This window comes from Stenotrophomonas sp. NLF4-10 (assembly GCF_022359915.1).
Lineage (GTDB): Bacteria > Pseudomonadota > Gammaproteobacteria > Xanthomonadales > Xanthomonadaceae > Stenotrophomonas > Stenotrophomonas daejeonensis.
In genome coordinates this window covers 2810312-2836669 of the sequence record NZ_JAKSEE010000003.1, presented here as the reverse complement: position 1 = coordinate 2836669, position 26358 = coordinate 2810312, and the positions used below count along the sequence as shown (strand labels likewise).

25 protein-coding genes are annotated in these 26358 nt (G+C 66.2%); 16 read left to right on the top strand and 9 right to left on the bottom strand.

Annotated features, from left to right (window positions below):
* Positions 1-89: 89 nt before the first annotated feature.
* The 8 genes from nudE (at position 90) to gcvH (ending at position 5886) form a co-directional block, all read left to right on the top strand.
* Positions 90-638 (top strand): ADP compounds hydrolase NudE, encoded by a 549-nt coding sequence (nudE, locus tag MIC98_RS13380; protein WP_239737463.1) that lies wholly within the window; start codon positions 90-92, stop codon positions 636-638.
* Positions 635-1441, top strand: a complete 807-nt coding sequence (gene cysQ, locus MIC98_RS13375) for a 3'(2'),5'-bisphosphate nucleotidase CysQ (RefSeq protein WP_239737462.1) — start codon at positions 635-637, stop codon at positions 1439-1441. The genes nudE and cysQ overlap by 4 nt, the downstream gene beginning before the upstream one ends.
* A gap of 5 nt (positions 1442-1446) precedes the next feature.
* Entirely contained in the window at positions 1447-2256 is an 810-nt protein-coding gene (mazG, locus tag MIC98_RS13370; RefSeq protein WP_239738181.1) for a nucleoside triphosphate pyrophosphohydrolase, read from the top strand.
* Positions 2253-2579, top strand: a complete 327-nt coding sequence (locus MIC98_RS13365; RefSeq protein WP_057642094.1) for a YnfA family protein — start codon at positions 2253-2255, stop codon at positions 2577-2579. Before mazG ends, MIC98_RS13365 begins: the two co-directional genes overlap by 4 nt.
* Positions 2580-2795: 216 nt before the next feature.
* Positions 2796-3767 carry an SPFH domain-containing protein gene (locus MIC98_RS13360; RefSeq protein ID WP_057642095.1) on the top strand — a complete coding sequence of 324 codons (972 nt, stop codon included), beginning with the start codon at positions 2796-2798 and terminating at the stop codon, positions 3765-3767.
* A 2-nt stretch (positions 3768-3769) separates the two neighbouring features.
* Positions 3770-4201, top strand: coding sequence for an NfeD family protein (locus MIC98_RS13355; protein WP_239737461.1), 432 nt, complete (start codon positions 3770-3772; stop codon positions 4199-4201).
* An 84-nt stretch (positions 4202-4285) separates the two neighbouring features.
* The gene (gcvT, locus tag MIC98_RS13350) at positions 4286-5407 is read left to right on the top strand and encodes a glycine cleavage system aminomethyltransferase GcvT (RefSeq protein WP_239737460.1); all 1122 of its coding nucleotides are present in this window, start codon (positions 4286-4288) and stop codon (positions 5405-5407) included.
* An 83-nt stretch (positions 5408-5490) separates the two neighbouring features.
* Positions 5491-5886: a glycine cleavage system protein GcvH gene (gene gcvH / locus MIC98_RS13345; protein WP_057642098.1), complete on the top strand. Its 396-nt coding sequence runs from the start codon at positions 5491-5493 to the stop codon at positions 5884-5886.
* A 9-nt stretch (positions 5887-5895) separates the two neighbouring features.
* Here the strand turns inward: gcvH and MIC98_RS13340 are convergent, their stop codons facing one another.
* On the bottom strand, positions 5896-6093 hold the full coding sequence (locus MIC98_RS13340) for a hypothetical protein (RefSeq protein WP_152979651.1): 198 nt from the start codon (positions 6091-6093) through the stop codon (positions 5896-5898).
* A gap of 601 nt (positions 6094-6694) precedes the next feature.
* On the opposite strand from MIC98_RS13340, the gene MIC98_RS13335 reads away from it, so the two are divergent.
* A complete protein-coding gene (locus tag MIC98_RS13335; RefSeq protein ID WP_239737459.1) occupies positions 6695-7192 on the top strand; it encodes a hypothetical protein in 498 nt (165 codons plus the stop codon).
* Between the two features lie 239 nt (positions 7193-7431).
* Here the strand turns inward: MIC98_RS13335 and MIC98_RS13330 are convergent, their stop codons facing one another.
* Together MIC98_RS13330 and MIC98_RS13325 are read right to left on the bottom strand one after the other, a co-directional pair.
* On the bottom strand, positions 7432-8847 hold the full coding sequence (locus tag MIC98_RS13330) for a serine hydrolase domain-containing protein (protein WP_239737458.1): 1416 nt from the start codon (positions 8845-8847) through the stop codon (positions 7432-7434).
* Positions 8848-9080: 233 nt separating this feature from the next.
* The gene (locus MIC98_RS13325) at positions 9081-10667 is read right to left on the bottom strand and encodes a choline dehydrogenase (protein WP_239737457.1); all 1587 of its coding nucleotides are present in this window, start codon (positions 10665-10667) and stop codon (positions 9081-9083) included.
* 110 nt (positions 10668-10777) lie between these two features.
* Here MIC98_RS13325 and MIC98_RS13320 point away from each other — a divergent pair, with 110 nt between their 5' ends.
* Complete coding sequence (locus tag MIC98_RS13320; protein WP_239737456.1) at positions 10778-12085, top strand: MFS transporter; 1308 nt, start codon at positions 10778-10780, stop codon at positions 12083-12085.
* Positions 12086-12131: 46 nt separating this feature from the next.
* Here the strand turns inward: MIC98_RS13320 and MIC98_RS13315 are convergent, their stop codons facing one another.
* The 3 genes from MIC98_RS13315 to MIC98_RS13305 form a co-directional block, all read right to left on the bottom strand.
* Entirely contained in the window at positions 12132-12611 is a 480-nt protein-coding gene (locus tag MIC98_RS13315) for a hotdog fold domain-containing protein (protein WP_057640284.1), read from the bottom strand.
* Positions 12612-12679: 68 nt separating this feature from the next.
* Entirely contained in the window at positions 12680-15151 is a 2472-nt protein-coding gene (locus tag MIC98_RS13310; protein WP_239737455.1) for an acyl-CoA dehydrogenase, read from the bottom strand.
* Positions 15148-16035: an alpha/beta hydrolase gene (locus MIC98_RS13305; RefSeq protein ID WP_239737454.1), complete on the bottom strand. Its 888-nt coding sequence runs from the start codon at positions 16033-16035 to the stop codon at positions 15148-15150. Before MIC98_RS13305 ends, MIC98_RS13310 begins: the two co-directional genes overlap by 4 nt.
* Before the next feature lie 189 nt (positions 16036-16224).
* On the opposite strand from MIC98_RS13305, the gene MIC98_RS13300 reads away from it, so the two are divergent.
* Both MIC98_RS13300 and MIC98_RS13295 read left to right on the top strand, forming a co-directional pair.
* The gene (locus MIC98_RS13300) at positions 16225-16824 is read left to right on the top strand and encodes a TetR/AcrR family transcriptional regulator (protein WP_239737453.1); all 600 of its coding nucleotides are present in this window, start codon (positions 16225-16227) and stop codon (positions 16822-16824) included.
* 27 nt (positions 16825-16851) lie between these two features.
* Positions 16852-18615 (top strand): tetratricopeptide repeat-containing sulfotransferase family protein, encoded by a 1764-nt coding sequence (locus MIC98_RS13295; protein WP_239737452.1) that lies wholly within the window; start codon positions 16852-16854, stop codon positions 18613-18615.
* A gap of 72 nt (positions 18616-18687) precedes the next feature.
* Here the strand turns inward: MIC98_RS13295 and MIC98_RS13290 are convergent, their stop codons facing one another.
* Positions 18688-21486: a TonB-dependent receptor gene (locus MIC98_RS13290; RefSeq protein ID WP_239737451.1), complete on the bottom strand. Its 2799-nt coding sequence runs from the start codon at positions 21484-21486 to the stop codon at positions 18688-18690.
* Positions 21487-21638: 152 nt separating this feature from the next.
* Here MIC98_RS13290 and MIC98_RS13285 point away from each other — a divergent pair, with 152 nt between their 5' ends.
* The gene (locus tag MIC98_RS13285; protein ID WP_239737450.1) at positions 21639-21827 is read left to right on the top strand and encodes a hypothetical protein; all 189 of its coding nucleotides are present in this window, start codon (positions 21639-21641) and stop codon (positions 21825-21827) included.
* A 310-nt stretch (positions 21828-22137) separates the two neighbouring features.
* On the opposite strand, the gene MIC98_RS13280 is transcribed toward MIC98_RS13285, so the two are convergent.
* Both MIC98_RS13280 and MIC98_RS13275 read right to left on the bottom strand, forming a co-directional pair.
* A complete protein-coding gene (locus tag MIC98_RS13280; protein ID WP_239737449.1) occupies positions 22138-22998 on the bottom strand; it encodes a hypothetical protein in 861 nt (286 codons plus the stop codon).
* Between the two features lie 122 nt (positions 22999-23120).
* The gene (locus tag MIC98_RS13275; protein ID WP_239737448.1) at positions 23121-24014 is read right to left on the bottom strand and encodes an Hsp33 family molecular chaperone HslO; all 894 of its coding nucleotides are present in this window, start codon (positions 24012-24014) and stop codon (positions 23121-23123) included.
* Positions 24015-24085: 71 nt separating this feature from the next.
* Between MIC98_RS13275 and mtgA the strand changes: the two genes are divergently transcribed.
* From mtgA to MIC98_RS13260, 3 genes are all read left to right on the top strand, one after another.
* On the top strand, positions 24086-24817 hold the full coding sequence (gene mtgA, locus MIC98_RS13270) for a monofunctional biosynthetic peptidoglycan transglycosylase (RefSeq protein WP_239737447.1): 732 nt from the start codon (positions 24086-24088) through the stop codon (positions 24815-24817).
* A gap of 125 nt (positions 24818-24942) precedes the next feature.
* Positions 24943-25962, top strand: a complete 1020-nt coding sequence (locus MIC98_RS13265) for a glycosyltransferase family 2 protein (protein WP_239737446.1) — start codon at positions 24943-24945, stop codon at positions 25960-25962.
* The gene (locus MIC98_RS13260) at positions 25922-26353 is read left to right on the top strand and encodes a CBS domain-containing protein (protein ID WP_239737445.1); all 432 of its coding nucleotides are present in this window, start codon (positions 25922-25924) and stop codon (positions 26351-26353) included. Before MIC98_RS13265 ends, MIC98_RS13260 begins: the two co-directional genes overlap by 41 nt.
* The last annotated feature ends 5 nt before the right edge of the window (positions 26354-26358 follow it).

The following is a 26358-nucleotide window of genomic DNA, read 5'->3' as shown; positions in this document are numbered from 1 at the left end:
CGCGGTGGTGGGGTCTGCTAGCATTTCGGGCTCATGAAAACGTATCCGACAACGCGCATTCTATCGGTCCGCCAACGCCGGGGCCGCGCATGAGCCGCCGCCTGCCGGTCATCCACGGCGTGGAGGAGGAGCGCATCGGCCCGTTCCGCCAGGAGCAGCTGGACCTGGAGTTCTCCAACGGCGAGCGCCGCCGCTTCCAGCGGCTGGTCAGCGGCGGCCACGGCGCGGTGGTGGTGGTGCCGATGCTCGACGACGACACGGTGCTGCTGGTGCGCGAGTACGCCGCCGGCCTGCACCGCTACGAACTGGGGCTGGTGAAGGGCCGCATCGACGCCGGCGAGACGCCGGTGCAGGCCGCCGACCGCGAACTCAAGGAAGAAGCCGGCTACGGCGCGCGCCGGCTCGACGTGCTGCGTGCAATGACCCTGGCGCCCACCTACATGAGCCATCAGTCGTGGCTGGTGCTGGCGCGCGATCTCTACCCCGAACGCCTTGCCGGCGACGAACCCGAGGAGCTGGAAGTGGTGCCGTGGAAATTGACTGAACTGGACCAACTGATGCTGCGCGAGGATTTTTCCGAAGGTCGTTCGCTGGCGGCGCTGTTCATCGCCCGCGAATGGCTGGGGCAGGCGCGATGAACGCGCTGGACGCCGCCCTGCGCGAAGGTGTCATCGCCATCGCCCACGACGCCGGCGCGGCGATCATGCGGGTCTATGCCGACGGCTTCGACGTCGAGCGCAAGGCCGACGACAGCCCGGTCACCACCGCCGACCTCGCCGCGCACACGCTGATCGTGCAGGGGCTGTCGCGGCTGACCCCGGAGCTGCCGGTGCTGTCGGAGGAATCGGCGCAGCTGCCGTGGGAGGCGCGCCGGCCGTGGCGCGAATACTGGCTGGTCGATCCGCTGGATGGCACCCGCGAATTCATCAAGCGCAATGGCGAGTTCAGCGTCAACATCGCGCTGATCCGCGATGGCGTGGCGGTATTCGGCGTGGTGCAGGCGCCGGTGACCGGCACGGCATGGCATGCCGTGCGCGGCGAAGGTGCACGGCGGCGCGTGGGCGAATGCGACGAAGTGGTCCGCACCCGCCGCGCACCGGCCGCGCCGCTGCGCGTGGCCGCCAGCCGCTCGCACCGCGATGCCCGCACCGAGGCGCTGCTGGCGCGCATGGGCGAGATCGAGCTGGTCGCGCAGGGGTCGTCGCTGAAGTTCTGCCGTATCGCCGAAGGCTCGCTGGACGTGTATCCGCGGCTGGGGCCGACCAGCGAATGGGACACCGCCGCCGGGCAATGCGTGCTGGAGGCGGCCGGTGGCGTACTGCTGGCCGCCGACAGCGGCGAGCCGTTCCGCTACAACCAGCGCCCGCGCCTGCTCAATGGCGATTTCGTCGCGCTCGGCGATGCCGCGCTGCCGTGGCGCGACTGGGTGGACGGGCCGTGAGCGGGATGGGCGAGCCGGGCGACATCGCCACGCTGCTGCGGATCATGGCGCGGCTGCGCGACCCGGACGGCGGCTGCCCGTGGGACCTGGAGCAGGATTTCTCCAGCATCGCCCCGTACACCATCGAGGAAGCCTACGAAGTCGCCGACGCGATCGACCGCGGCGACCTCGCCGACCTGAAGGACGAACTCGGCGACCTGCTGCTGCAGGTGGTGTTCCATGCGCAGATGGCCAGCGAGCGGGGCGCGTTCGATTTTGCCGACGTGGTCGCGGCGATCAGCGGCAAGATGCTGCGCCGGCACCCGCACGTGTTCGGTGATGCGCAGGCCGACAGCGCCGGGCAGGTGTTGGCGAACTGGGAGCAGATCAAGCAACGCGAACGCGCCGATGCCGGCAATGCCGACACCTCGGCGCTGGCCGGCATCGCCCGCGGCCTGCCGGAATGGCAGCGCGCGCTGAAGCTGCAGAAGCGCGCCGCCCGCACCGGTTTCGAGTGGCCGGATACCGCGCCGGTGCTGGACAAGCTGCGCGAGGAAATCGACGAGGTGCAGGCCGAACTGGATGCCGGCGGCGATCCGGCACGGCTGGAAGACGAACTCGGCGACGTGCTGTTCGTCTGCGCCAACCTTGCCCGCCATGCCGGGGTGGACGTCGGCAGCGCGCTGCGCCGGGCCAACCACAAGTTCGAGCGCCGTTTCCGCGCGATGGAGACGCTGGCCGCCACGCGCGGGCAGACGATGTCCGGCCTGACGCTGGCGCAGCAGGAAGCGCTGTGGCAGGCGGTCAAGCGGGACGAGCGGGACGCCGCGCGATGAAGACGCTGGCGCTGTTCCTGTTGACCGCGCTGGCCGAGATCGTCGGCTGCTACCTGCCGTGGCTGTGGCTGCGCCAGAATGGCAGCGCATGGCTGCTGCTGCCGGCCGCGGCCAGCCTGGCACTGTTCGCATGGCTGCTGACCCTGCACCCGACCGCCAGCGGCCGCGTCTATGCCGCCTATGGCGGCGTCTATGTCTGCGTCGCGCTGCTATGGCTGTGGCGCGTGGATGGGGTCACGCCGACCCGCTGGGACCTGCTCGGCGCCGGCCTGTGCCTGCTGGGCATGGCGGTGATCATGTTCGGCCCGCGCGCCGCCGCCTGAAGGTAGTGCCGGCCGCTGGCCGGCAACCTTGCATTTGCAACATTCATGCAGTTGCCGGCCAGCGGCCGGCACTACCGAAATCGGGATGCCGGTGGGTGCCGACCGTTGGTCGGCACGGTCGGCCCATCTGCACCGCACCCAGTATCGCGGCCGCCCGACCAACGGTCGGGCACTACCCCTATACTCGGAACATCAAATCAGACAAGGAGCGTAACGATGGGCAGCGGTGCCGGTTTTCTTGCGTTGGTGGTGCTGGTGGCGGGTGCCATCGTGCTGTTCAAGACGGTGCGCATGGTGCCGCAGGGCTTCGAGTGGACGGTGGAGCGCTTCGGCCGTTACACCCACACCATGTCGCCGGGCCTGCATTTCCTGATCCCCGTCGTCTACGGCGTCGGCCGCAAGGTCAACGTGATGGAGCAGGTACTGGACGTGCCCAGCCAGGACGTCATCACCAAGGACAACGCGGTGGTAAAGGTCGATGGCGTGGTGTTCTTCCAAGTGCTGGATGCAGCCAAGGCCGCCTACGAGGTCGCCAACCTGGAGATCGCCACCATCGCCTTGGTGCAGACCAACATCCGTACCGTAATCGGCTCGATGGATCTGGACGAGTCACTGAGCCAGCGCGAAACCATCAATGCGCAACTGCTGAGCGTGGTCGACCATGCCACCAATCCCTGGGGGATCAAGGTCAACCGCATCGAAATCCGTGACATCCAGCCGCCGCGCGACCTGGTCGATTCGATGGCGCGGCAGATGAAGGCCGAGCGCGAGAAGCGCGCGCAGATCCTCGAGGCCGAGGGTTCGCGCCAGTCCGAGATCCTGCGCGCCGACGGCGAGAAGCAGGCCGCGGTACTGGAAGCCGAGGGCCGCAAGGAAGCCGCGTTCCGCGACGCCGAGGCACGCGAGCGTCTGGCCGAGGCGGAGGCCAAGGCCACGGCGATGGTGTCCGAGGCCATCGCCCAGGGCGACGTGCAGGCGATCAACTACTTCGTCGCGCAGAAATACGTGGAAGCCTTCAAGGAGCTTGCGACTTCTCCGAACCAGAAGCTGGTGCTGATGCCGATGGAGGCCAGCGGCGTGATCGGCTCCATCGCCGGTGTCGCCGAACTGGCGAAGGAAGCGTTCGCCAAACAGGAAGAGCGCAAGGCCTCCGCATCGCGCGGCAACCCGCCGCCGCTGGGGCGCTGACCATGCGCTGGGAAGTGGTGGCATGGGCGACGCTGGCGGTGGTCCTGTTCGCCGCCGAGGCGCTGGCGCCGGGTGCCTTCATGCTGTGGATGGGCTTCGCCGCCGCGGCGGTGTTCCTCGCGGTGTGGGCGTTCGACGGGTTCAGCGTGTTGATGCAGGTGGTGCTGTTCGTCGTGCTCAGCTTCGTCTCGATCCAGATCTACCGTACCTGGTTCCGCCAGCGCGGGCGGCAGAGCGACCAGCCGCTGCTCAACCGCCGCGCCGAGCAACTGGTCGGCCGCGTGGTGCTGCTCGACCAGCCGATCGTCAACGGCAGCGGCCGCGCCAAGGTGGACGATGCGTTCTGGGTGGTGGCCGGCCCCGACCTGCCGGCCGGCAGCCCGGTCCGGGTGGTCGCCGTGGACGGCATGACGCTGAAGGTGCAGGAAGCCTGATCGGGCGGCGGTGCGGTTGCCGCCCGCCGCGGTTTTGGATGCAACCATCTGGGATAATGGCCGCTTTCCCCACATGGACCGGCCATGACCCTGAAGACCCTGCTCAACGAAACCCACCGCTCGCTCGGTGCCAAGATGGTCGACTTCGGCGGCTGGGACATGCCGATCCATTACGGCTCGCAGATCGACGAACACCACCTGGTGCGCCGCGCCGCCGGCATGTTCGACGTCAGCCACATGACCGTGGTCGACCTGAAGGGCGAACGCACCCGCGAATTCCTGCGCCGGCTGCTGGCCAACTCCATCGACAAGCTCAAGGTGCAGGGCAAGGCGCTGTACTCGTGCATGCTCAACCCGCAGGGCGGGGTGATCGACGACCTGATCGTCTACTTCCTCGGCGAGGACTTCTTCCGCATGGTGGTCAACGCCTCCACCCGCGAGAAGGACCTGGCGTGGATGCGCGAGCAGGCCGCCGCCTTCGGCGTGGACGTGGTCGAGCGCGAAGACCTGGCGATCGTCGCCGTGCAGGGCCCGCAGGCGCGCGCGCTGGTCGCCGGCCTCGTGAGCGAAGCCGACCGCGCCGCGCTGGACAAGCTCGGCCGCTTCGCCGCGCTGGAAGTCGCCTCGGCCACCGGCGTGCCGCTGTTCGTCGCCCGTACCGGCTATACCGGCGAGGACGGCTACGAGGTGCTGCTGCCGCAGGCGGCGGTGGTCGCGTTCTGGAACGCGCTGCTGGAAGCGGGGGTGAAGCCGGCCGGGCTCGGCGCACGCGACACGCTGCGGCTGGAGGCGGGCATGAACCTCTACGGCCAAGACATGGACGAAACCGTCAGCCCGTGGGAAGCCGCGCTCGGCTGGACGGTCACCCTCGACGACCAGCCTGATGGAACGCCGCGTGCCTTCATCGGCCGCGACGTGCTGGAGGCGCAGAAGGCCGCCGGCGACGCGCGCCAGATGATCGGCCTGGTGATGGACGAGAAGGGCGTGCTGCGCCACGGCCAGAAGGTGCTCACCGCCAACGGCGAGGGCGAGATCCTGTCCGGCACCTTCTCGCCGACGCTGGGCAAGGCGATTGCCTTTGCGCGCGTGCCGGCCGGCGCGCCGGGCGAGGTGCGCGTGGACATCCGCGGCAAGGAAGTGCCGGTGCGCGTGGTCAAGTTCCCATTCGTGCGCGACGGCCAGGCGCAGGCCGGCATCAACCCCTGATTCATCCCTCCCGGCGCGGCCACTCCGCGCCGGGTTCGCTAAACTAGCCCCCGTTCCCGACCACCCTTTTTCGGAGCAGTTCCATGAGCGAGATCCCCGGCGACCTCAAATTCCTCAAGTCCCACGAATGGGCCCGTGCCGAAGGCAATGGCCGCGTCACCATCGGCATTTCCGACCACGCCCAGGGCCTGCTCGGCGACCTGGTCTACGTCGAGCTGCCCGGCGTCGGCGACACCGTGCAGGCCGGCAATGCCGCGGCGGTGGTCGAGTCGGTGAAGGCCGCTTCCGACGTCTACAGCCCGGTGTCCGGCACCGTGGTCGAAGTCAACGAAGCGCTGGCCGACAAGCCGGAAACCATCAACGAAGACGCCTACGGCGAAGGCTGGCTGTTCGTCGTCGAACTGTCCGAGCCGGAGCAGTTGAACGACCTGCTCGGCCCGGACGATTACGCCGAACTGCTGGAGAACGACGACCACTGATTCCGGTCGTCAGCCAGACAACGGAAACGGCCGCCATGCGCGGCCGTTTTCGTGTCCGCGGTTCGTGTGCATGGCCGGTGTCGGGAAGCCGCCGTCGGCAGGTGCCATCGTCGGTCGCGTGCCGGTCACGAGCGGACGATGAAGCGGCGGCATCGCCGCCGTCGAGTCGTTGGAAAGTGTCGCGACGATGGCATCGTGTTTGCGCAAAACGCTTTCCGCGTTGCCGGAAAAGGCGGTTGCAACGATGCACGTTGCAGGTCGGTCATCAGTTTTTTTTCCACCGTGACGATGGCGTCACGAAGCAGGTGCATGCACGGAAGGTGCCGTGCATGCATTCGCCGGGAAAAACGAATAGTGCTTTTTTCAAGTGGTTTTCCGCATGTGCCTGCGATCGCGTTGCGATGCGCGGGGCGTTGCCAGGGGCGCATGGCGTGGCGATGCGGGGCGATGGCAGGGGATCGGGTGCGGTGCTTCGCGAAAAAATTTGCGTGCGGGTAGTTGACAGTAAAAAAAACCGTGATTAGGTTTCGCCCAGCAGACCTTTCCTGCGGAAGCGAGTGAGCCGGATCAACATTCAGACGCGAAGCACAACCTGGACGTCCGCCACGATTGCATTGATGGTGGAGCAGGATTCGCTTCCTTCCGCGAAACACCCCATTACGACACGACACCCGCGACGCGAATCCGTTGCGGGTGTTTCCGTATCCGTCACGGCGCATGCCACGCGCCGTCGGTACTCCGCGATGCAACGCGGGTTTGCTTCAGCTGGGCATTTCGATTCCATAGATCACTGACGAGGAGCCATCCAATGGCCACGAAGAAAGCTGCGAAGAAACCGGCCGCCAAGAAGGCGGTGAAGAAGGTCGCCAAGAAAGCCACGGCGAAGAAGGCGGTGAAGAAGGTCGCCAAGAAGGCCACCGCGAAGAAGGCGGTGAAGAAGGTCGCCAAGAAGGCCACCGCGAAGAAGGCGGTGAAGAAGGTCGCCAAGAAGGCCACCGCGAAGAAGGCGGTGAAGAAGGTCGCCAAGAAGGCCACCGCGAAGAAGGCGGTGAAGAAGGTCGCCAAGAAGGCCACCGCGAAGAAGGCGGTGAAGAAGGTCGCCAAGAAGGCCGCCGCGAAGAAGGCGGTGAAGAAGGTCGCCAAGAAGGCCACCGCGAAGAAGGCGGTGAAGAAGGCCACCAAGAAGGCCGCCCCGAAGAAGGCGGTGAAGAAGGTCGCGAAGAAGGCCGCCGCCAAGAAGCCGGCCGCCCGCAAGAAGAAGGCCGCTCCGGTCGCGCTTCCGGCAACCCCGGCGCCGCTGATCTGATCCGGCACTGACGCTGCACCTGGAACTCCTTCCCCGACTGCCCAGCGGGGAGGGAGTTTTTTTATGCGCGGGATGCTTTCACAGGTTCCACCGCCACCCGCAGGAGCGACGCAAGTCGCGACCCGTAACGTAACCGGAAGACCTGGCCTCGCCTTGCTCCCGCGACAGCGGCGTGCTTCCTCCGGAATGAAGAAGGCGGCCACGCGGGCCGCCCTTGGTTCTTCCCGTGTGCCCCCGCCTCAGCGTGGCGAAGCGGTGGCGCGGTTGGAAACGACGCCCTTCTTGCCCTGCGGCGCGTTGTCCTGGGTGCCTTCGACCATCAGGTTGTCGCTGCCGAAGTCGACGTCCACGTCCAGCCAGCGCTGCGCCGGCAGGCCGATGGCGTGGTCGAGGATGGTCGGCATCAATCCGCTCGGCACGCTGCTTTCGCCGTTCCACAGGATGGCGATGCCCAGGTCGCGCTCGGGCAGCAGGGCGACCAGGCCGCGGTAGCCCTGCACCGCGCCGGCATGGAACACCACCGGGTGGCCGGAGTAGTCGAACACGCGCCAGCCCAGCGCGTAGCCGGCCGAATCCAGCCGCTGGTGGCGCCAGCCCGAGCGCATCTCGCCGGGGGTAGTGATCAATGGTGCGTGCAGCGTCGCCAGCAACGGCGCCGGCAGCACGTCGGGGCGGTGCCCGGTATGGGCCAGCAGCCATTGCGCCATGTCGCTGGCGCTGGCGTTGACGCCCGCGGCCGGGGCGACGCGGTAGTAGGTGGGCTTGGGCATCAGCGATACCCAGCCGTTGCGGCTGCGCACGTGCGGGCGCGCCCAGTGCGGGCTGGCCTGGATGCCGGCCAGGCCCATGCTGGCATCGTTCATGCCCAGCGGCTTGAACAGGCGCCGCTCGACGGCCTGCTCGTAGAAGCTGCCGGAGGCGGCGTAGACCACGTCGCCGATCAGGCTGAAGGCGACGTTCTGGTAGGCATAGCACTCGCCGGGATCGCACTTGAGCGGTGCGCTGGCCAGCTTTCGGGTCAGCGTGTAGTAGTCGGCGTTGGCCTCGACGTCGCGGTCGTAGGCGTTGTACGGCAGGCCGACGCGGTGGCTGAGCACGTCGGCCACGGTCAGCTTGCCGGTGGCCTCGGGCGTGGCGAGGCGGAAGCCGGGCACGTAGTCGGTGACCTTGCTGTCCCAGCGCAGCGTGCCGTCGTTGACCAGCAGCCCGGCCATCGTGCCGGCGAAGGCCTTGGACAGCGACGCGAGGCGGAACACGGTGTGCGCATCCACCGGTTGCGGGTTGCCGATGTCGGTGACGCCGTAGCCTCGCGCGGAAAGAATGCGGCCGTTCTGCACGATCGCCATCGCGATGCCGGGCACGCGGTTGCCGTAGGTGAGCTGCTCGGCCATCGACTCGATGGCGGCGACGTTGAACCCGGCCGGCAGCGGTTGCACCTGGTCCGGGCGCAGCGATACGCGCCAGGGCATCGGCTGGGTCGGCGACGGCGCGGGAGCGTTTTCCAGATTGACCGGCAGGGCCGCGGGCGCCTGCGATACCGAGGCCAGCGAGGCCGGTGGGGTCTGCGCAGTGGACGACAGTGCGAAGGGCATCAACACACCGAGCAATCCCGATGCCACCGGGCGGAAACGCCGGCGCCTGTTGTTCTCTTTCATCGTGATCGATGCCTGTAAGCCAAGGCTGTCGGCGATTCTAGCGCCGCTTTTCGCCATTGCACAAACAAGAGGAAGATGAATGGGCATGATATTGATATTTCTTGTTTTTCCTTGAACTCCAACTGTGACGGTCGGTACTTTCCAGACCCTTGCAGATGGTCCGCAATCCCATAGCGCGCATCCTGGAGCGCCGGAGGTTTCCCGGTGAAGTCACCAGCGCATCAGGGTGCGCTCTACGTTGTCCGGATCAGCGCCGCCGCGCGCTCGGCGATCATGATCGTCGGCGCGTTGGTGTTGCCGCTGACCAATGTGGGCATCACCGAGGCATCGACCACGCGCAGGCCGTCGATGCCGCGCAGCCGCAGCTGCGGATCGACCACCGCGGTGGCGTCGCTGCCCATGCGGCAGGTGCCGACCGGGTGGTAGATGGTTTCGGCCTTGGCGCGGATGAACGCTTCCAGCCCGGCGTCGTCCAGGTCTTCGCGCTCGGGGAAGATCGGTGCCCGGCGCCAGCGGTCGAAGGCCGGTTGGCGCAATATGTCGCGGCTCAGGTGCGCAGCTTCGACCATCATTTTCAGGTCGAAGCCTTCGGCATCGCTCAGGTAATTGGCGTGGATGCGCGGCGGCGCGGCCGGGTCGGCGCTGGCCAGCGCGATGTGGCCGCGGCTGCGCGGATGCAGGTAGCAGGCGTGCAGGGTGTAGCCGTCGCCGGGCAGGCGGTGGCGGCCGTGGTCGTCGAGCATCGCCGGCACGAAGTGGAACTGGATGTCGGCGCGCTCGTCGGACGCGAAGCGCGAGCGCGCGAAACCGCCGGCCTCGGCGACGTTGCTGCAACCGGCGCCGCGGTGGCCGCGCAGGAACCAGTCGAAGCCGATCTTCAGTTCGCTGGCGCGGTCGTAGCTGACGCCGGGCACGGTGCCGTACAGGGTGCAGATGTCCAGGTGGTCCTGCAGGTTGGCGCCGACCTGCGGCTGGTCGAGTTGCACCGCGATGCCCTGCGCGCGCAGCGCGTCGGCCGGGCCGATGCCGGAGAGCATCAGCAGTTGCGGCGAGTTGACCGCGCCGGCACTGAGCAGTACTTCGCGCCGCGCATGCAGTTGTTCGTGTTGCCGACCACGGCGCAGGGCGATGCCGTGCGCGTGGCCGGCGTCGATCAGGATGCGCTCGACCAGCGCGCCGGTCAGCACCTGCAGGTTGCGGCGCTGCCTTGCCGGCGCCAGGTAGGCGGCGGCCGACGAACAACGCGCGCCGTCCTTCTGCGTGACCTGGTACAGGCCGACGCCGGCATGCATGGGGCCGTTGAAATCGTGGTTATGGGCATGCCCGGCCTGCATGCCGGCTTCGATGAAGGCATGGCTGAGTGGATTGACGTGGCGCAGGTCACTCACGTGCAGCGGACCGGCGTCGCCATGCAGCGCATCGCCGCCGCGCGTGTTGCATTCGCTGTTGCGGAACCACGGCAGCACGCTCGCCCAGTCCCAGCCCTCGGCACCGGCGGCGGCCCAGCGGTCGTAGTCGCCGGGCACGCCGCGCACGTAGCACATGGCGTTGATCGAACTGGAACCGCCCAGCACCTTGCCACGTGGCCACCACAGCCGGCGGTCCTGCAGCTGCGGCTCCGGCGCGGTGTCGTAGCTCCAGTTCAGGCGGCGGTTGTCGACCAGCCGCGCCAGTCCGGCGGGCATGTGGATGAACGGGTGGCGGTCGCGTGGGCCTGCCTCGACCAGCAGCACCTGCACCTGCGGGTCGGCGCTGAGCCGGTTGGCCAGTACGCAGCCGGCTGAGCCGGCGCCGACGATGATGTAGTCGTATTCCTGCATCGCGCTCCCCCTTGGACGTGCCGCCAGCATAGCCGGCGCAGACCGTCGCACTGGCGATGTTGCAGTGCATCGGATACCTTGCGCGCTTCATCGCGTGGAACGCGCAAGGCATGCAGTCCAGTCGGGGCAGGGTACACAGCGGGGAATGGCCGGCCGTCGCGCTGTCCTTCGCCTACTTTTTTTGCGTGCTGGCCGCGTACTACGTGATCCGGCCGCTGCGCGAGCAACTGGCCGCGGCGGTCGGCTCGACCCAGTTGCCGTGGTTCTACGGCGCGACCTTCGTCGGCACCCTGCTGCTGACGCCGTTGTTCGGTGCGCTGGTCACGCGCTGGCCGCGGCGGGTGGTGATGCCGCTGGTCTACGTGTTCTTCATCGCCTGCCTGATCGGCTTCGTGCCGCTGTTCGCGTGGCCGGAGCTGCTGACGCCGCGCACCCTGGGCATCCTGTTCTTCGTCTGGGTCAGTGTGTTCAACCTGTTCGTGGTGTCGGTGTTCTGGAGCTTCATGTCCGACATCTGGAGCACCGAGCAGGCACGGCGGCTGTTCCCGGTGGTCGCGGTGGCGGGCACGCTGGGTGCGGTGGCCGGGCCGACGCTGACGCGCTCGCTGGTCGGCGTGATCGGCGTGGCGCCGCTGCTGGTGGTGTCGGCGGTGCTGCTGTGCGCGGCGCTGGGCTGCGTGGTCGCGCTCGGGCGCTGGGCGCGGGTGCATGGTGCGCGGCGGCACGAGCCGGGCCACGAGGCGGCGGTGGGCGGTGGCATGTTCGACGGGCTGAAGCAGGTGTTCGCCGACCCGTTCATCCGCAGCATGTCGATCCTGCTGCTGTTGGCCGATGGCATCGGCACGGTGAACTACGCGCTGGTGGCCGACTACTCCGGCGCCACCTTCGCCGATGCGGTGGCGCGCACGCGCTTCGCCGCCAATGTCGATCTGGCTGGCAACGTGTTGACCGCGATCACCCAGCTCACGCTCACCCGCTGGCTGCTGCCGCGCAAGGGGCCGGGCATCGTCATCATGCTGTGGGCGCTGGCCAGCATCGCGGTGCTGCTGCTGGTGCTGTTCGCGCCGGACCCGCGTGCGCCGCTGTTGTTCGGCATGCCGGCGGTGGCGATCGCGCTGATCGTCAGCCGCGGCCTGGCCTATGGCATGGCCGAGCCGGCGCGGCACAGCCTCTACACCCGTGTGCCGCGCAACGTGCGCTACAAGGGCCAGAACGCGGTGGACACGGCGGTGTGGCGCTTCGGTGACCTGTCCATCGCGCTGGGCATGAACGGGCTGCGCCTGCTCGGCATCGGCACCGCCGGTTTCGCCGGCATCAGCGCAACCGCGGCGGTGATCGCCGCCGGCATCGGCTGGCGGCTGTCGCGCCGCACCGAGGGTGCGGTGGTGCCGCCGACCGGGACGCCGGCTTCCCCCTGAGTGCCGGTGATGGTGGCCGGCCACGCACGCCGCAGGTGCCGTCGATTCAGGCCTTGCTGTCGCGCACCGGCGACAGCCACATGTCGATGCGCGCCTGGAACACCTCGCTGCCGGCACGGTCGCGGATGCTGACCACGACCGGCAACGCATGGGCCTCGGTGGCGGCAACGATGGCTTGCGCCGGCAGCGCGATGGCATGGAGGCGGCCACGGGCCTTGGCCAGGTACTGCACTTCCATGCCCTTGGGAATCCAGCGCATGCCGGCCGGCAGCGATGCGTCCACCATCAACCCCGCGGTCAGTTCGGCCAGGTTGCACAGCGCGATCGCATGCACCGTGCCGATGTGGTTGCGCACCTTGCGGCGGTCGGACAGCGTGCCTTCGCAGCGGCCGGGTTCGAGCACGGTGATGCGCGGGGAAATGCTGGCGAAGTAGGGTGCCTTGAAGCATATGGCACGTGCGAACAGCCAGTGTCCGCCGGGCCAGCGGGTGATGCGGCGGTAGAGCGACAACAGGGGCGTGGTCATGTCTTCTCCCGAAAAGGAAACGGCGGGCAGTGCCCGCCGTTTCCGGTTTTGCCGATGGCTGCCGGTGCTCAGGCAACCTGCGCGGGGCGCTGGCCCTCGCGGTCGTAGTACGAGGCCGCACGCAGTTCGTGCGGCTCGAAGTCGTCCACGGTGATCGTGTCCAGGGTGATCGCGCGCAGCTCTTCCAGCAGAGTGCGCTCGTCCTGGGTGATGACGCCTTCGGCCACCGCCTCGTCCAGTTGCGTGGCGAAGGTCAGCGCCTCGATGCCCTTGGTCTTGAGTGCCTTGAGGAACTTGCGCTCCACCGGCTCGGCCATCACCGCCTTGCTCAGGTAGCTGTTGATGCGGCCGCCGGGGTTGTTCTCGCACGGGGTCAGGAACACGCCACGGGCGAGGCTGTCGCGGGCTTCGTTCGGCGACATCAGCAGCGCGGCGACGCGGCGGCTCAGGCGGTCGCCCGGGGCCTCGGCGCGGCGACCGAACGGGAAGATCAGCGCCCACATCAACCAGCCGATCGGGCGGATCGGGAAGTTGCGCAACGCGGCCGACAGCGACTCCTCGATGCGGTGCACGCTGTCGTGGAACGCCCATGCCAGCAGCGGCTGCTCGGCGCTCGGCGCGCCTTCGTCGTGGTAGCGCTTGAGCATCGCGCTGGTCATGTAGATGTGGCTGAGCACGTCGCCGAGGCGGCCGGACAGCGATTCCTTGAACTTCAGCTTGCCGCCCAGCGTCATCATCGAGATGTCGGCCATCAGCGCCAGGTTGGCCGAATAGCGGTCGAGCTTGCGGAAATAGCGGCGGGTATAGGCGTCGCCCGGCGCCGAGCCGAAGCGCGCGCCGGTCAGGCCGAACCAGAACGAACGCACCGCGTTGGAGATGCCGTAGCGGACGTGGCCGAACAGCGCCTTGTCGAACTCGCGCAGGCCGGCCTTGCGGTCCTCGTCCTGCGCTGCCTTCATTTCCTTCAGCACCCACGGATGGCACAGGATCGCGCCCTGGCCGAAGATCAGCAGGCTGCGGGTCATGATGTTCGCGCCTTCGACCGTGATCGCGATTGGTGCGGCCTGCCAGCTGCGGCCGGCGAAGTTGCGCGGGCCGAGGATGATGCCCTTGCCGCCGATCACGTCCATCATGTCGCCGATGCACTCGCGGCTCATGTTGGTGCAGTGGTACTTGGCGATCGCCGACGGCACCGACGGCACGTCGCCGCGGTCCACCGCAGCGGCCGTGGCCTGCGACAGCGCGCTGATCTTGTAGGCCTTGCCGCCGATACGGGCCAGCGCTTCCTCCACGCCCTCGAAGCGGCCGACCGACAGGCCGAACTGCTTGCGGATGCGCGCATAGGCGCCGGTGATGACCGCGCCGGCCTTGGCGCCGCCCGAGGCGGTGGAGGGCAGGGTGATCGAACGGCCCACGGCGAGGCACTCGTTGAGCATGTTCCAGCCCAGGCCACGTTTTTCCGGGCCGCCGATGATCTGGCTCAGCGGGATGAACACGTCCTTGCCGCGCACCGGGCCGTTCTGGAACGGCGAGTTCAGCGGGAAGTGGCGGCGGCCGACCTCGACACCGGCGGTGTCGCGCGGCAGCAGCGCCAGGGTGATGCCGATGTCCCTGGTGTCGCCGAGCAGGCCGTCCGGGTCGTACATGCGGAACGCCAGGCCGATCAGCGTGGCCACCGGCGCCAGCGTGATGTAGCGCTTGTCGAAGGTCAGCTTCAGGCCCAGCACTTCCTCGCCGTTCCACGTGCCCTTGCAGACGATGCCGAAGTCGGGGATGGAGGTGGCGTCGGAGCCGGCGAACGGGCCGGTCAGGCCGAAGCACGGTACCTCGATGCCCTCGGCCAGGCGCGGCAGGTAATAGTCCTTCTGTTCCTTGGTGCCGTAGTGGTTGAGCAGTTCACCCGGGCCGAGCGAGTTCGGCACGCCGACGGTGGAGCTGACCACGCTGGAGATGGACGCCAGCTTCTGGATCACCTTGTGGTGCGCCAGCGCACTGAACCCCAGGCCGCCGTATTCCTTCGGGATGATCATGCCGAAGAACCTGTTCTTCTTGATGAAGGCCCACAGCTCCGGCGGCAGGTCGGCGTGGACGTGGGTGATTTCCCAGTCGTTGACCATCCTGCACAGTTCTTCGACCGGGCCGTCGAGGAAGGCCTGTTCCTCGTCGGTGAGCTGCGGCTTGGGATGGTTGAGCAGGATGTTCCAGTCCGGGTCGCCGGTGAACAGTTCGCCCTCGAACCCGACCGAGCCGGTTTCCAGCGCGATGCGTTCGGTCTTGGACAGCGGCGGCAGCACCTTGCGGAACACGCCGATGAACGGCGAGGTGATCAGCGGCTTGCGCAGGAACGGCAGCAGCACCAGCGCGCTGACGAAGGCGGCGATCGCGGCCGCGACGATCACCGCGGTCTGGTTGATGCCGCCGAACCAGCAGGCGGCCAGCAGCACCGCGCTGATCGCGGTCCAGACGACCAGCCGCATGCGGTGGTAGGCGACGAAGGCGCCTGCGAGCAGCAGGGCCAGGAAGGGTAGGACGATGTTCATGGACGTGCTCCGGTAACGTGCTCGGTTCGGGCGGACGCCGCGGCGGCAGGTGCCGGGGGCAGGGCGTCCAGATAGTTCAATACGGCGGTGGTGAATGCGTCGTTGTCGTCACCGGCCACCATATGCGTGGCGTCGGGCAGATGCACGTGTTGCGCGTGCGGCGCCAGTGACAGGAATTCTTCCACGGTCTGCGGCGTGACCAGATCGCTGCGGCCACCGCTGACCAGCAGCAGCGGGCATTGCACGCGGCGCGCCGCTTCGGCGATGGCGCTCTGGTGCTGCTCGCTGTCGCGCGCCAGTTCGGCGACCAGCCGCGGGTCCCAATGCCAGTTCCAGCGGCCCTCGGCGGTGGGGCGCAGCAGGGTGCGCAGGCCGTCGCCGCTCTTGCGCGGGCGGTGCGGCAGGTAGGCGGCGATGCTGTCGGCGGCCGCTTCCAGCGATTCGAAGCCCTCCGGGTGCGCGCTCATGAAGGCAAGGATGCGCTCCACGCCGCGGGTCTCCCAGCGCGGGGTGATGTCCACCAGCACCATTGCCGCGAACAGGCCGGGCCAGCGTGCCTCGGCCATCAGCCCGAACAGCCCGCCCATCGACGCGCCCACCAGCACCGGCGGGCGCGGCAGTTCGCCGGCCACCACGATCAGGTCATCGGTGAACTGGTCGCCGTGGTAGGGCAGTTCCGCCGCGTTCCAGTCCGAACCGCCGTGGCCGCGCGCGTCATAGGCCAGCGTTGCGTGGCCTGCTGCCGAGAGCGCGGCCATCGTTGCCGTCCACGCACCGCGCGTCTGGCCGAAGCCATGTGCGAACAGGACCGGCGGCTTGTCGCCGGGGATTCGGCTGGCGGCCAGAGCGATGCCGTGGGCACCTTCCAGTGGGATGTCCTGCATGTGCATGCGCGACCAATGCGAGTAACCGTACTCGATGGTATGGATATGCCATATACCCTGTCAATACTGCTGGGTATGGAGTGGAGGCCCCGTTGGCGTTGGGCTTCACCGGGGTACGGGCACGGGTCCATCACGATCCGTGGCCTGCACATACTGCAACCAGTCCCCGGCGTATGGTTAAATCGGCACATGAACGAGTCTCCAGTTTCGCCGGCGGAATCCCGCGGTACGCGCAACAGCCGCCTCAGTGCGGACGACTGGGCCCAGGCAGCCCTCGACCTGATCGCCGAACAGGGCGTCGGCGCGGTGGCGGTGGAACCGCTGGCCCGCCGCCTGGGGGTCACCAAGGGCAGCTTCTACTGGCATTTCCCCTCGCGCGACGCATTGCTGCAGGCGGCATTGGAACGCTGGGAACTGGTCGAGCAGCAACAGGTGTTCGGCAGTCTGGAAGAAGTACCGGACCCCCGGACCCGCCTGCGCGCGCTGTTCCAGCTGGTCGCCCACGAAGTGACGCCGCACATCATCTACAGCGAACTGCTCAAGGCGCTGGACAACCCGCTGGTGCGCCCGGTGATCGACCGCGTCTCGCAGCGCCGCCTGGAATACCTGATGGCCTCGTTCCGCCAGGCCGGCCTCAGCTCCACCGATGCCCGCCACCGCGCGCGCCTGGCCTATGCGGCCTATGTCGGCTTCCTGCAGCTGTCGTTGCAGCTGCAGCAGCCCAAGCAGGCCCGCGAGGAATTCGAGGCCTATGTCGAGCATGTGATCGAGACGTTGATCCCGATTTGACGTTGCCGATTGAAGCGAAGAGATGTCATGGAATCGAACGTCTTGTTGGAGCGCGCTCGCCAAGCGATTGCTCAGGGACATGGAAGAGCAGCTGCTGATTTGCTGCGGATGCTGGAGACCCAACAGCCGCATGATCCTCATGTGCAGGAGCTGCTGGCAATACATCGACTGAAGGCCGGGGATGCCGCTGGCTCACTGAATCATCTGCAGCTTGCTGTGGAATTCGCTCATCCCGATCCCGCATTTCTGTGCGGCTTGGCGCGTCTTGCGCACGCGTTGGGTAATCTTGAACTGGCTCAAGAATTGTTCCAACGTGCAGTCAATATTGACGACACCCACGTCGATGGCTGGTGGCTATGTGCCCATGTGCAGGCAGCGCGAGGACTTTGGTTGCAGGCGCTCGCATCCTTGCGCCGTGCATATGAGCTGTGCCGAGGGGACAGGAAAATCCTCGAAAAATTGGTGGATCTGGAGCTGGATCATGGTTTGCCCGATGACGGCGTACAAGTCGTGCAGCAGTGGGCGCAACTCAATCCATTCCAGGTTGACGCACAACTGAAGCTCGGAGTGGTGCTGGGACGCCTTTTCCGACACGATGATGCCGTCGTCCATTATCGTCAGGCATTGAAGAAGCTGCCGGACGCGCCGGATCTGTGGATGGCTCTGGGGCAATCTCTGGAATATGTGGGAGATGCCCAAGCGTGCGTGGAGGCTTATCGGAGAGCCTTGGAGCTCCGACCAGGCTGGGCATTGCCGATCGCAGGGCTGCTTGACCTGACTCGGAAGGTGTCGAGTGAGGGAATACTTGCCAAAGCATATGAGGCGCTGGCCGATCAAGGCCTGAGCAATGCTGATCGTGCTGTCCTCGGGTATGCGGTGGGCAAGCATGAGGATGCATTGGGGCATCCGGCCGCTGCCATGTCGGCATGGAAGATGGCCAATGCCGCGCGTCAACGCCAGATAGGCGCATTCGATACCGAGCGACTATTGGGCCTGTTGGAGCGAACGGAAGCCGCATTTCCGGATCATGCAGGCACGATGAACGAAGAGGGCTGCCCCCCTTCTGGAATGGTGCTGATCGTGGGGATGCCGCGCAGTGGAACCACTTTGGTCGAACAGATCATTCACGCGCATACACAGGCGCATGGCGCCGGTGAATTGCTCGATCTGACGCTGCTGGCAAATCGACTGGATGCAGGAGGAAAGGAGTGGCCAGAGGCGAGCCACGATCTGTCCGTTACGCAATGCGCACTCATGGCGAGGGAGTATCTGCGTTCAGCGCGTGCCCGCGCGGACCCGGAGGCAATTCGCATCGTCGACAAAGCTCCTTTGAATTTCTTCTTCCTGGGCTTGGCTGCAAAACTCTTCCCCGATCTCAGGGTGATTTGGTGTCGGCGTGATCCACGGGATGTCGCGTTGTCGATTTATGCGGAGAATTTCTCTCTGGATGCTCCGTTTTCCACATGCTGGGATGGAATTGCACATTATCAATCAGCGGAATCCAGGCTGATGGCCCTGTGGAAAAAAGTGCTGCGGGTGCCCATGCTCGAGTTGTCCTATGAGGAAATGGTTGCCAAGCCAGAAGAACAGGCGCGGCGTCTGATCGATTTTATTGATTTGGAATGGCAGGAAGGATGCTTGCGGTTCCATGCAGGCCAGTCCGTCGTACAGACGCCCAGCCGATGGCAGGTCCGTGAGGCGGTGCACACGCGTTCGGTAGCGCGTTGGCGGTCATATCAGGAGGACATGGAACCTTTCATGTCACACGCCAGAGCACTTGGAATCCTTTGATTGCAGGCGATCTGGAATAAAAAAGCGGCCCTGAACATTCAGGGCCGCTTTCCATTTGCAGGAATCAAACGATCAGAAACGCTGGGTGTACTGCAGGTAGCTGTAGCGCCCCGGGATCATGTATTGCGGATCGAACGAGTTGGCAAAAGCGCCCATGATGACCGGCGGGTCCCTGTCCAGCACGTTGTTGGCACCGACACGGATGGTGGCGTTCCACGGCAGGTTGTAGGCGATCTGCAGATCGTTGAAGACCGTGGAATCAACATGGTTGTAGTTGCCCTGGCCATCATCTCCCCACTGGTAGTCCTTCAGGCTGGAGTAGTAACGGGCAGTCCAGCTGGCGGAGAAGTCACCAAAGCTCCAATCGATGGTGGCGGAACCGCGAACACGCCAATTGGGATCGAACTCCCAGTAGATGCCATTGTTGGATTCCCATGGAGTATCCGCGTCCACCTTGTTCTCACGTACCGAGACATAGGTCGAATCCAACGAGAAGTTGAACTGGCCGATGCTGGTTTCGGGCATGCGGTACTTGACCGAGAAGTCATAACCTTCCAGGCGCTCTTGGCCGAAGTTCATCGGCTGCAGGGTCATCTGGGTAATCAGGCCACTGGCTTCGCGGGTGAACAGGTCACAGTACGCGGTCACACCCTTCTCATAGCACTGCTCGAGGATGTAGTTGGCACTGGGCGAGCTGATGGAGTCCTTCAGCTCGATCTTCCACCAGTCCAGCGAGATGTCCAACCCCTGCACGTAGGATGGGCTGTAAACGAAGCCCAGCGTGTAGTTCTTCGCGGTTTCCGGCTGAAGATCGGCGTTGGCCGTGCGGGTGAACGGGAAGATGGTCTGGCCCGAGTTACCGGTTGCGCTGTTGTACGAAGCGACGAAGTTGGCGGGGACGCCGGCAGCCTGACATGCGGCAGCAACGTTTGCGTAGTTCACGTCGTTGCTGGAGCACGGGTCGGAGTAGTTGGCGAAGTCGTCGGAAGCTCCCAGGTACAGGTTGTTGATCGACGGTGCGCGGAACCCGGTTGCATAGCTGGCGCGAACCAGCAGGTCTTCCACCGGCTTCCACTTCAGGCCGAACTTGGAATTGGTGGTCGTGCCGAAGGTGCTGTAATCGGAGAAACGGCCTGCGACGCTCAGTTCCAGCAGGTTGGCGCCCGGCAGGTCCTTCAACAGCGGAACCAGCAGTTCCAGATAGTAGTCGTCGAGCGAGTAGCCGCCATTGGTCGGGGTGAATGCATTACCCGAAGTATTGCCGCTGGCGATCAGCGCGTCCGGGGACGAGAAGCCGCTTTCCTTGCGGTGCTCGTAACCAGCAGCGAAGCCCATCCAGCCTGCCGGCAGTTCGACCACGTCACCGGAAATGTTCGCGGTCACGCTTTCGTTGCGGTACTGGTAGGTGTTGTGCGCGGTGAACAGGATGTAGTCCAGCTGCTCCTTGGGAATCGCGCCAGCCGGAGACAACGGGTTGAAGGGGACGCAGCCGTCGATCACGTCGCCCGAGCCATCCACGCAGCGAACTACGCCGTTGACCAGGGCAGACGGGCCGAGAGAATTGGCCAGGGTGATCAGGTTCGCATCGCCAAACTGGGTTTCGGTCTGGTCGGTCTTGTTGAACGAATAGCCGGCATCCCAGCTGAACTGGCGATCGGACAGTTCGAACACGCCTTCAAGGCCGGCATAGACATGCTGGGTCTTGTCGTTCTGTTCGTACAGGCGGGCCATTTCGGTCAAGCGATGGCTCCAGCCCACTTCCCGGCCATCACCGCCGTAAAGCGTGTTGTACGGGTTGTAGTAGCTCTCACCACTCATCATGATGCCGGTGCTGATGTGGGCCAGCGGATAGCCAGCCAACTGCTGCGCGGAACGGCGCTCGTTGAAGAGGGCGTCAACCTTGAAGCGGACGTTGTCGGTCAGGTCATAGGCACCCTGCGCATACAGCGAGCTGCGCTTCTGCGGGGTGATCAGGTAGTTGTCCTTGGCATAGTTGTAGCCATACTCGTCGGTCGTGTACGGAACGTACTGGTTCAGGCCGTAGTAGGGATCGTTGGCATTGCCGCTTCCCTGGGCTGAATTCGGCAATACGCCCCAGCCAACCGCACAGCCGGACGCAGTCGGCTGCGAGCACATGCGACCGGAAGCCGAGTAGGAGCTGAAGGTGGAAGAGCCATAGCCGTAGTAAGGAACGGCGGAGATGGCACGGGCACCGGCCATGACGGCATCTTCCTTGACACGGGACAGGCCGAGGACCAGATTGCCGCGCTCACCGCTGACGCCGACGGTGGCGTCGAATGACGTGCGCTGGCCGTCACCCTGACCGTATTGACCGACATAGGCGTTGACTTCGGCGCCCTCGAAGTCGGTGCGGGTGATGATGTTCACCACGCCAGCGACAGCATCCGAACCGTAGATGGACGAAGCGCCATCCTTCAGGATCTCGATGCGCTCGATCACTGCGGCCGGGATCGTGTTCAGGTCGACCGAGCCGGTGAGGCCGGACACCCAACGGCGGCCATTGACCAATACCAGCGTGCGGGCCGCACCCAGATTGCGCAGGCTGACGGTGGCCGAGCCATCGCCACCGTTGTTGAAGGTCGTGTTGCTGCCGGCACCATTGGCGGAGATGCGGGTCAGTACATCGGCGACGGAGGTGACGCCCTGCTTCTGGATGTCTTCGCGCTTCAGGACGAGGATCGGCTGCGACGTTTCGACGTCGACGGAACGAATGCGCGAACCGGTGACCTCGATGCGGTCAAGGGTGGTGGCGCCGCTGTTGTCCTGGGCAAAGGCTGCACCAGTGGTGCCGGCGCTTGCGACCAGGGCCAGCACCACTGCATCACGCAGCTTGTTGGACTTGCAATTCATGGGCTCTCTCTCCAAGTGATCTTGGTAGTTACAAGTGGAAGCGCCTTCGCCGGTGGTACCGAAAAGATGCGATACCAAATCCGCGAGGCTGACCCGATAGTACTTCCGTCTCTTCTGAAATTAAAGCTTTGTTAAGAGATGGCGTGGGTTTGGTGAAATTCCGCAAAGTTCATGCTGCATCTGCAGCAAGATTGGGGTTCTGCCAAGCAAGTGAGCATGGGTACGGAATGGGGCTTGCAACAAGACTTTGCGCGAATGAAATGGCCCTGTCATTGCTGTTCGATTTCAAGCTGGCCGAGGTCCGGAATGGGGCAGGCATCCACGCCATGCATTTGCAGTGATGACGGTAGCTCGGGGCATACTCGGCATTGATCAACTGCGGGTAGAGCGAACGACCACCCTTACCAAGTGAGGACAGGGACAAGTGAGGACAGGGAATGGCGACGGGCAGTCAGGCGCATGGAGTACCCGGTGGGCGCGTGTGCTGGCTGAGGGGCGAGCTACATCGCTGTAGCGAGCCTCCTCAATGTGAAGTGGTCAACGCCATGTGCTGGCCAGCGCACGACGAAAGATCGTTACCCTTGGGGATGGGGGTGGCTGGCCTTGGCTTGAATCCCGTCGCTTCTGCTCGGGCAAAGGGAGCAGCGGGGATCAAAGATCCTGCTCGTAACGCACGTACGGGATCGCGCCGTCGTCGTTGTTCTCGCTGCGGGGCGAGAAGGGGTTCTTGCCGCGGGTGATGACGTTTTCGGCGCCCACGGTGAGCTGGCCGCTCCACGGGGTGCGCCAGGTCAGGCCGAGGCCCAGGCCTTCCCACTTGCCGGGTTGGTTGGGGGAGTCGATGACGCGGCCGATGATGTTGGCGCTGAAGGCGCCGTAGCCGCCGCCCAGGTTCAGGCTCTTGCTGTCCCACTGGTCGACGATGGCCGGCGAGGCGTCGCTGAGCGGGATCAGGCGGGCCTTGGCGTAGGTGCCGCCGATGGAGACGAAGCCTTCGCGGCCGATGTTCTTCTGGCCGAAGACGGTCAGGTCGTTCTGCTCCATGCGCGCGGCCGGTGCTTTCGCGGTGCCGGACAGCCAAGCCGGCAGGGTGTCGCGGCCGGTGCCGGCGCTCAGGCCGAAGCGGCCGCCGGGACGATTGAACGCGGTGGTCGCCGAGAGGTGGCGGCCGTTGTCGTCATCGTCGTCGCCGAGGCTGGCGAGCATGCAGTGGCTGGCCAGTCCGCTGATGCTGCCGCCGCGGCTGCTGTTGCACAGCAGGCCGAGCGAGTCGCCGGAGGAAAGGCCAAAGGCGGCGTCAAGCGAGTTGCGGCCGAAATGCCAGCGGGCGCCGGCCGCCTGCTCGCCGGTGGGTTCGAGATAGAGCAGCGCTTCAACCTTGCCGCTGCCCTTGTTCCAGACCGGCAGGACGGTGCCGTCGGAACCGGTTTGCGGCTTGTTCTGCGCATGCACGCCGGCCGTCGCCCCGAGGGCGATCAGCAAGGCTAGCGGCAGGCGCAGGAAGGCGTTCATGGACTCGATATGACCAGTGGACCCCCGGGAAGTTCCCGGTTCGTGAGGCAATGAATCCTAAATTGTTCATGTTTTTTTAACAAGATGCCCCGATCCAAGGGGCAACTTGCCGGCATCCCATGTCACTGCAGCCGCTCGGGCGCGGGTTGGGATGCAGGCCCCATGCTGAACAATACGCCGAATTCGGCCAGAGGGAAGCGATATTCCTGCCCGCAGAATTCGCAGCGTACCTCCACCTGCCCGGTGGGCTCGGCGGCAGCGCGGGCTTCTTCCTCGCCCAGCGACTGCAACATGCCGGCCACGCGCTCGCGCGAGCAGGAGCAGCCGAAGCGCAGGGGCTTTTCGCCCACCAGTTGCGGATGCTCCTGATGGAACAGGCGATGCAGCAGGGCGGGGCCGTCGGTGGCCAGCAGTTCGTCGTGCGCCAGCGTGTCGAACAGCGCCCCGGCGCGGACCCAGCCGTCGCCGTCGCCCTCGTCGCCGGGCAGCTTCTGCAGCAGCAGGCCGGCGGCGTGCTGGCCGTCGGCGGCCAGCAGCAGGCGCGTCGGCAGCTGTTCGGAATGCCGGAAATAGTTCTCGAATGCCTCGTCCAGGCCATTGCCCTGCAATGCCACCAAACTCTGGTAGCGCTGGGGCTCGCGGGGATCCAGACCGGGGTTCTCGATGGTGATGGCCAGCAGCGCGTCGTCGCCCAACTGGGCAAGGTCGCCGGGGGCATCCTCGCCGTCTTCGAGCTGGGCGATGCCGCGCAGGGTGCCGGCGGAAGTGCACTCGGCGAACAGGGTGCGCAGCGCGGAGTTGCTGCGCAGCTGCACCGACAAGCGCCCGTCGATCTTGATGTGGCCGGTGAACAGCGCCGAGGCGACGCAGGCTTCGCCGAGCAGGCGGGCGGCGGCCGGGCGGTAGTCGCCGTGCGACAGGATTTCGCGCCAGCTGCCGGAAAGGCGCACGTGGGCGCCACGCACGCCGGCTTCGGGCAGCAGGAAGCGGACAAGGAGGTCGGACGTTTCGGTCATGGGAATCTGCGCGTGAGGGGACGCCGGTGCCGGATAATGTGCCGGACGTCGGGATTCGGGGCAGGCAGACAATGGGGGCGGAGCAGGACGAGCGCAAGGCGGACGGGGGGCGGCCACGCCGTCGCTGGTGGCGCTGGTTGTGGCGGATTCCCTGCGCGTTGCTGGTGTTCAGCATCGTGCAGGTGGGGGTGCTGCGCGTCGTCGATCCGCCGTTTTCCAGCGTGATGGCACTGCGCCAGCTGGAAGCCTGGGGGCAGGGCGACTGGGCGTACCGCATCCATTACCAGTGGCGCGACCTCGATGCGATGGCCGCCAGCGTGCCGATTTCGCTGGTGGCGGCCGAGGACCAGCGCTTTCCGTTGCACAACGGCTTCGACCTGGATGCGATCGAAAAGGCGCTGGACCACAACGCCAAGGGCAAGCGCCTGCGCGGCGGCAGCACCATCAGCCAGCAGGTCGCCAAGAACCTGTTCCTGTGGCAGGGCCGCAGTTGGCTGCGCAAGGGGTTGGAAGCCTGGTACACGGTGCTGATCGAGGCGTTGTGGCCGAAGCAGCGGATATTGGAGATATACGCCAACGTGGCCGAGTTCGGTGATGGCGTCTATGGCGTGCAGGCGGCGGCGCAGCGTTTCTGGCACAAGGATGCGGCGCGTTTGAGCGCGGGCGAGAGCGCGCGGCTGGCCGCGGTGCTGCCGTCGCCGCGGCGTTACAGCGCGACCCGGCCCGGTCCCTTCGTGCAGCGCCGCGCGGACTGGATACAGCGGCAGGCGCGGCAGCTGGGCGGGCCGGGGTATGTCGAGTAGGTCGGGGTTACATCCCCGACGCGATTGTGCAAGGCGTCGGGGATGTAACCCCGACCTGCCGCGACAGGGTGTTCCCGGCAATGCCCCGTCGCGCGCCAAGGCGCGCTCCTCCGTAGAATCGATGCATGACTTCCCGTGAACGCCTGACCATCGTCGTCGCCGCCTGCAACGAGCAGGACACCCTGCCGTTGCTGCACCCGCGCATCCGTGCCGAACTGGAGCGCATGCCCGACATCGACGGCCGCGTGCTGTACGTGGACGATGGCAGCGGCGATGGCACCTGGGCATTGATGCAACGACTGGCGGCCGACGATCCGCAGGTGGCGGCGCTGCGCCTGTCGCGCAACTTCGGCAAGGAGGCCGCGCTCAGCGCCGGGCTGGATTTCGTCGACGACGGCGCGGTGCTGATCCTCGACGCCGACGGCCAGGACCCGCCGGAACTGATCCCGCAGTTCGTCGCGTTGTGGCGGCAGGGGTACGACGACGTGTATGGCACGCGCCTGGCGCGCGATGGCGAGGGCTGGCTGAAGCGTGCCACCGCGGCGGCGTTCTACCGGGTGATCGGGCGCCTGTCGAAAACGCCGATCCCGGCCGACACCGGTGATTTCCGCCTGCTCTCGCCGCGTGCGCTGGCCGCGCTGCGGCAGTTGCGCGAGCGCCAGCGCTTCATGAAGGGGCTGTTCGGCTGGGTCGGTTTCCGCCGCGTCGCCTTGCCCTACCGGCGCGCGCCGCGCATGGCCGGGCGCAGCAAGTTCGGTTTCTGGAAACTGTGGAATTTCGCGCTGGAAGGCATCACCAGTTTTTCCACCGCGCCGTTGCGGGTGGCGACCTACCTGGGCCTGTTCACCGCCGCCTCGGCATTCGGTTTCGGTGCCTGGGTGGTGGGCAAGGCGGCGCTGTACGGCGACCGCGTGGCGGGTTGGCCGACGATGATGGCGGTGATCCTGTTCCTCGGCGGCGTGCAGCTGATCGCGCTGGGCCTGATCGGCGAATACCTCGGCCGCCTCTACATGGAGGCCAAGCAGCGGCCGCTGTACCTGGTTGACACCTGGCGGCCGGCGGACGTGGCAGTATCGGTTCCATCGACCAACACGGGAGAACGCCATGCAGACCGTTCGACAGTTGCTCGGGAACAAGACGCCTGAGATCCATGCGGTGACGCCGCAGGCCGCGGTGATCGACGCGATCCGGCTGATGGCCGAGAAGGGCATCGGCGCGGTGCTGGTGATGGAAGGGGCGCGGCTGGCCGGCATCCTGTCCGAGCGCGATTACGCGCGCAAGATCGTGCTGCGCGAGCGCTCCTCGCGCGACACGCCGGTGGCGGAAATCATGACCGCCGAAGTGGTCACGGTGGCGCCTTCGGCCACGGTGGAGCACTGCCTGCAACTGGTGACCGACCGCCGCATCCGCCACCTGCCGGTGGTCGAGGAGGGCGGCGTGGTCGGCGTGATCTCGATCGGCGATCTGGTCAAGGCGGTGATCGAGGAGCAGCGCCAGGAACTGGGGCAACTGCAGCAATACATCACCGGCGGCTGAGCCGG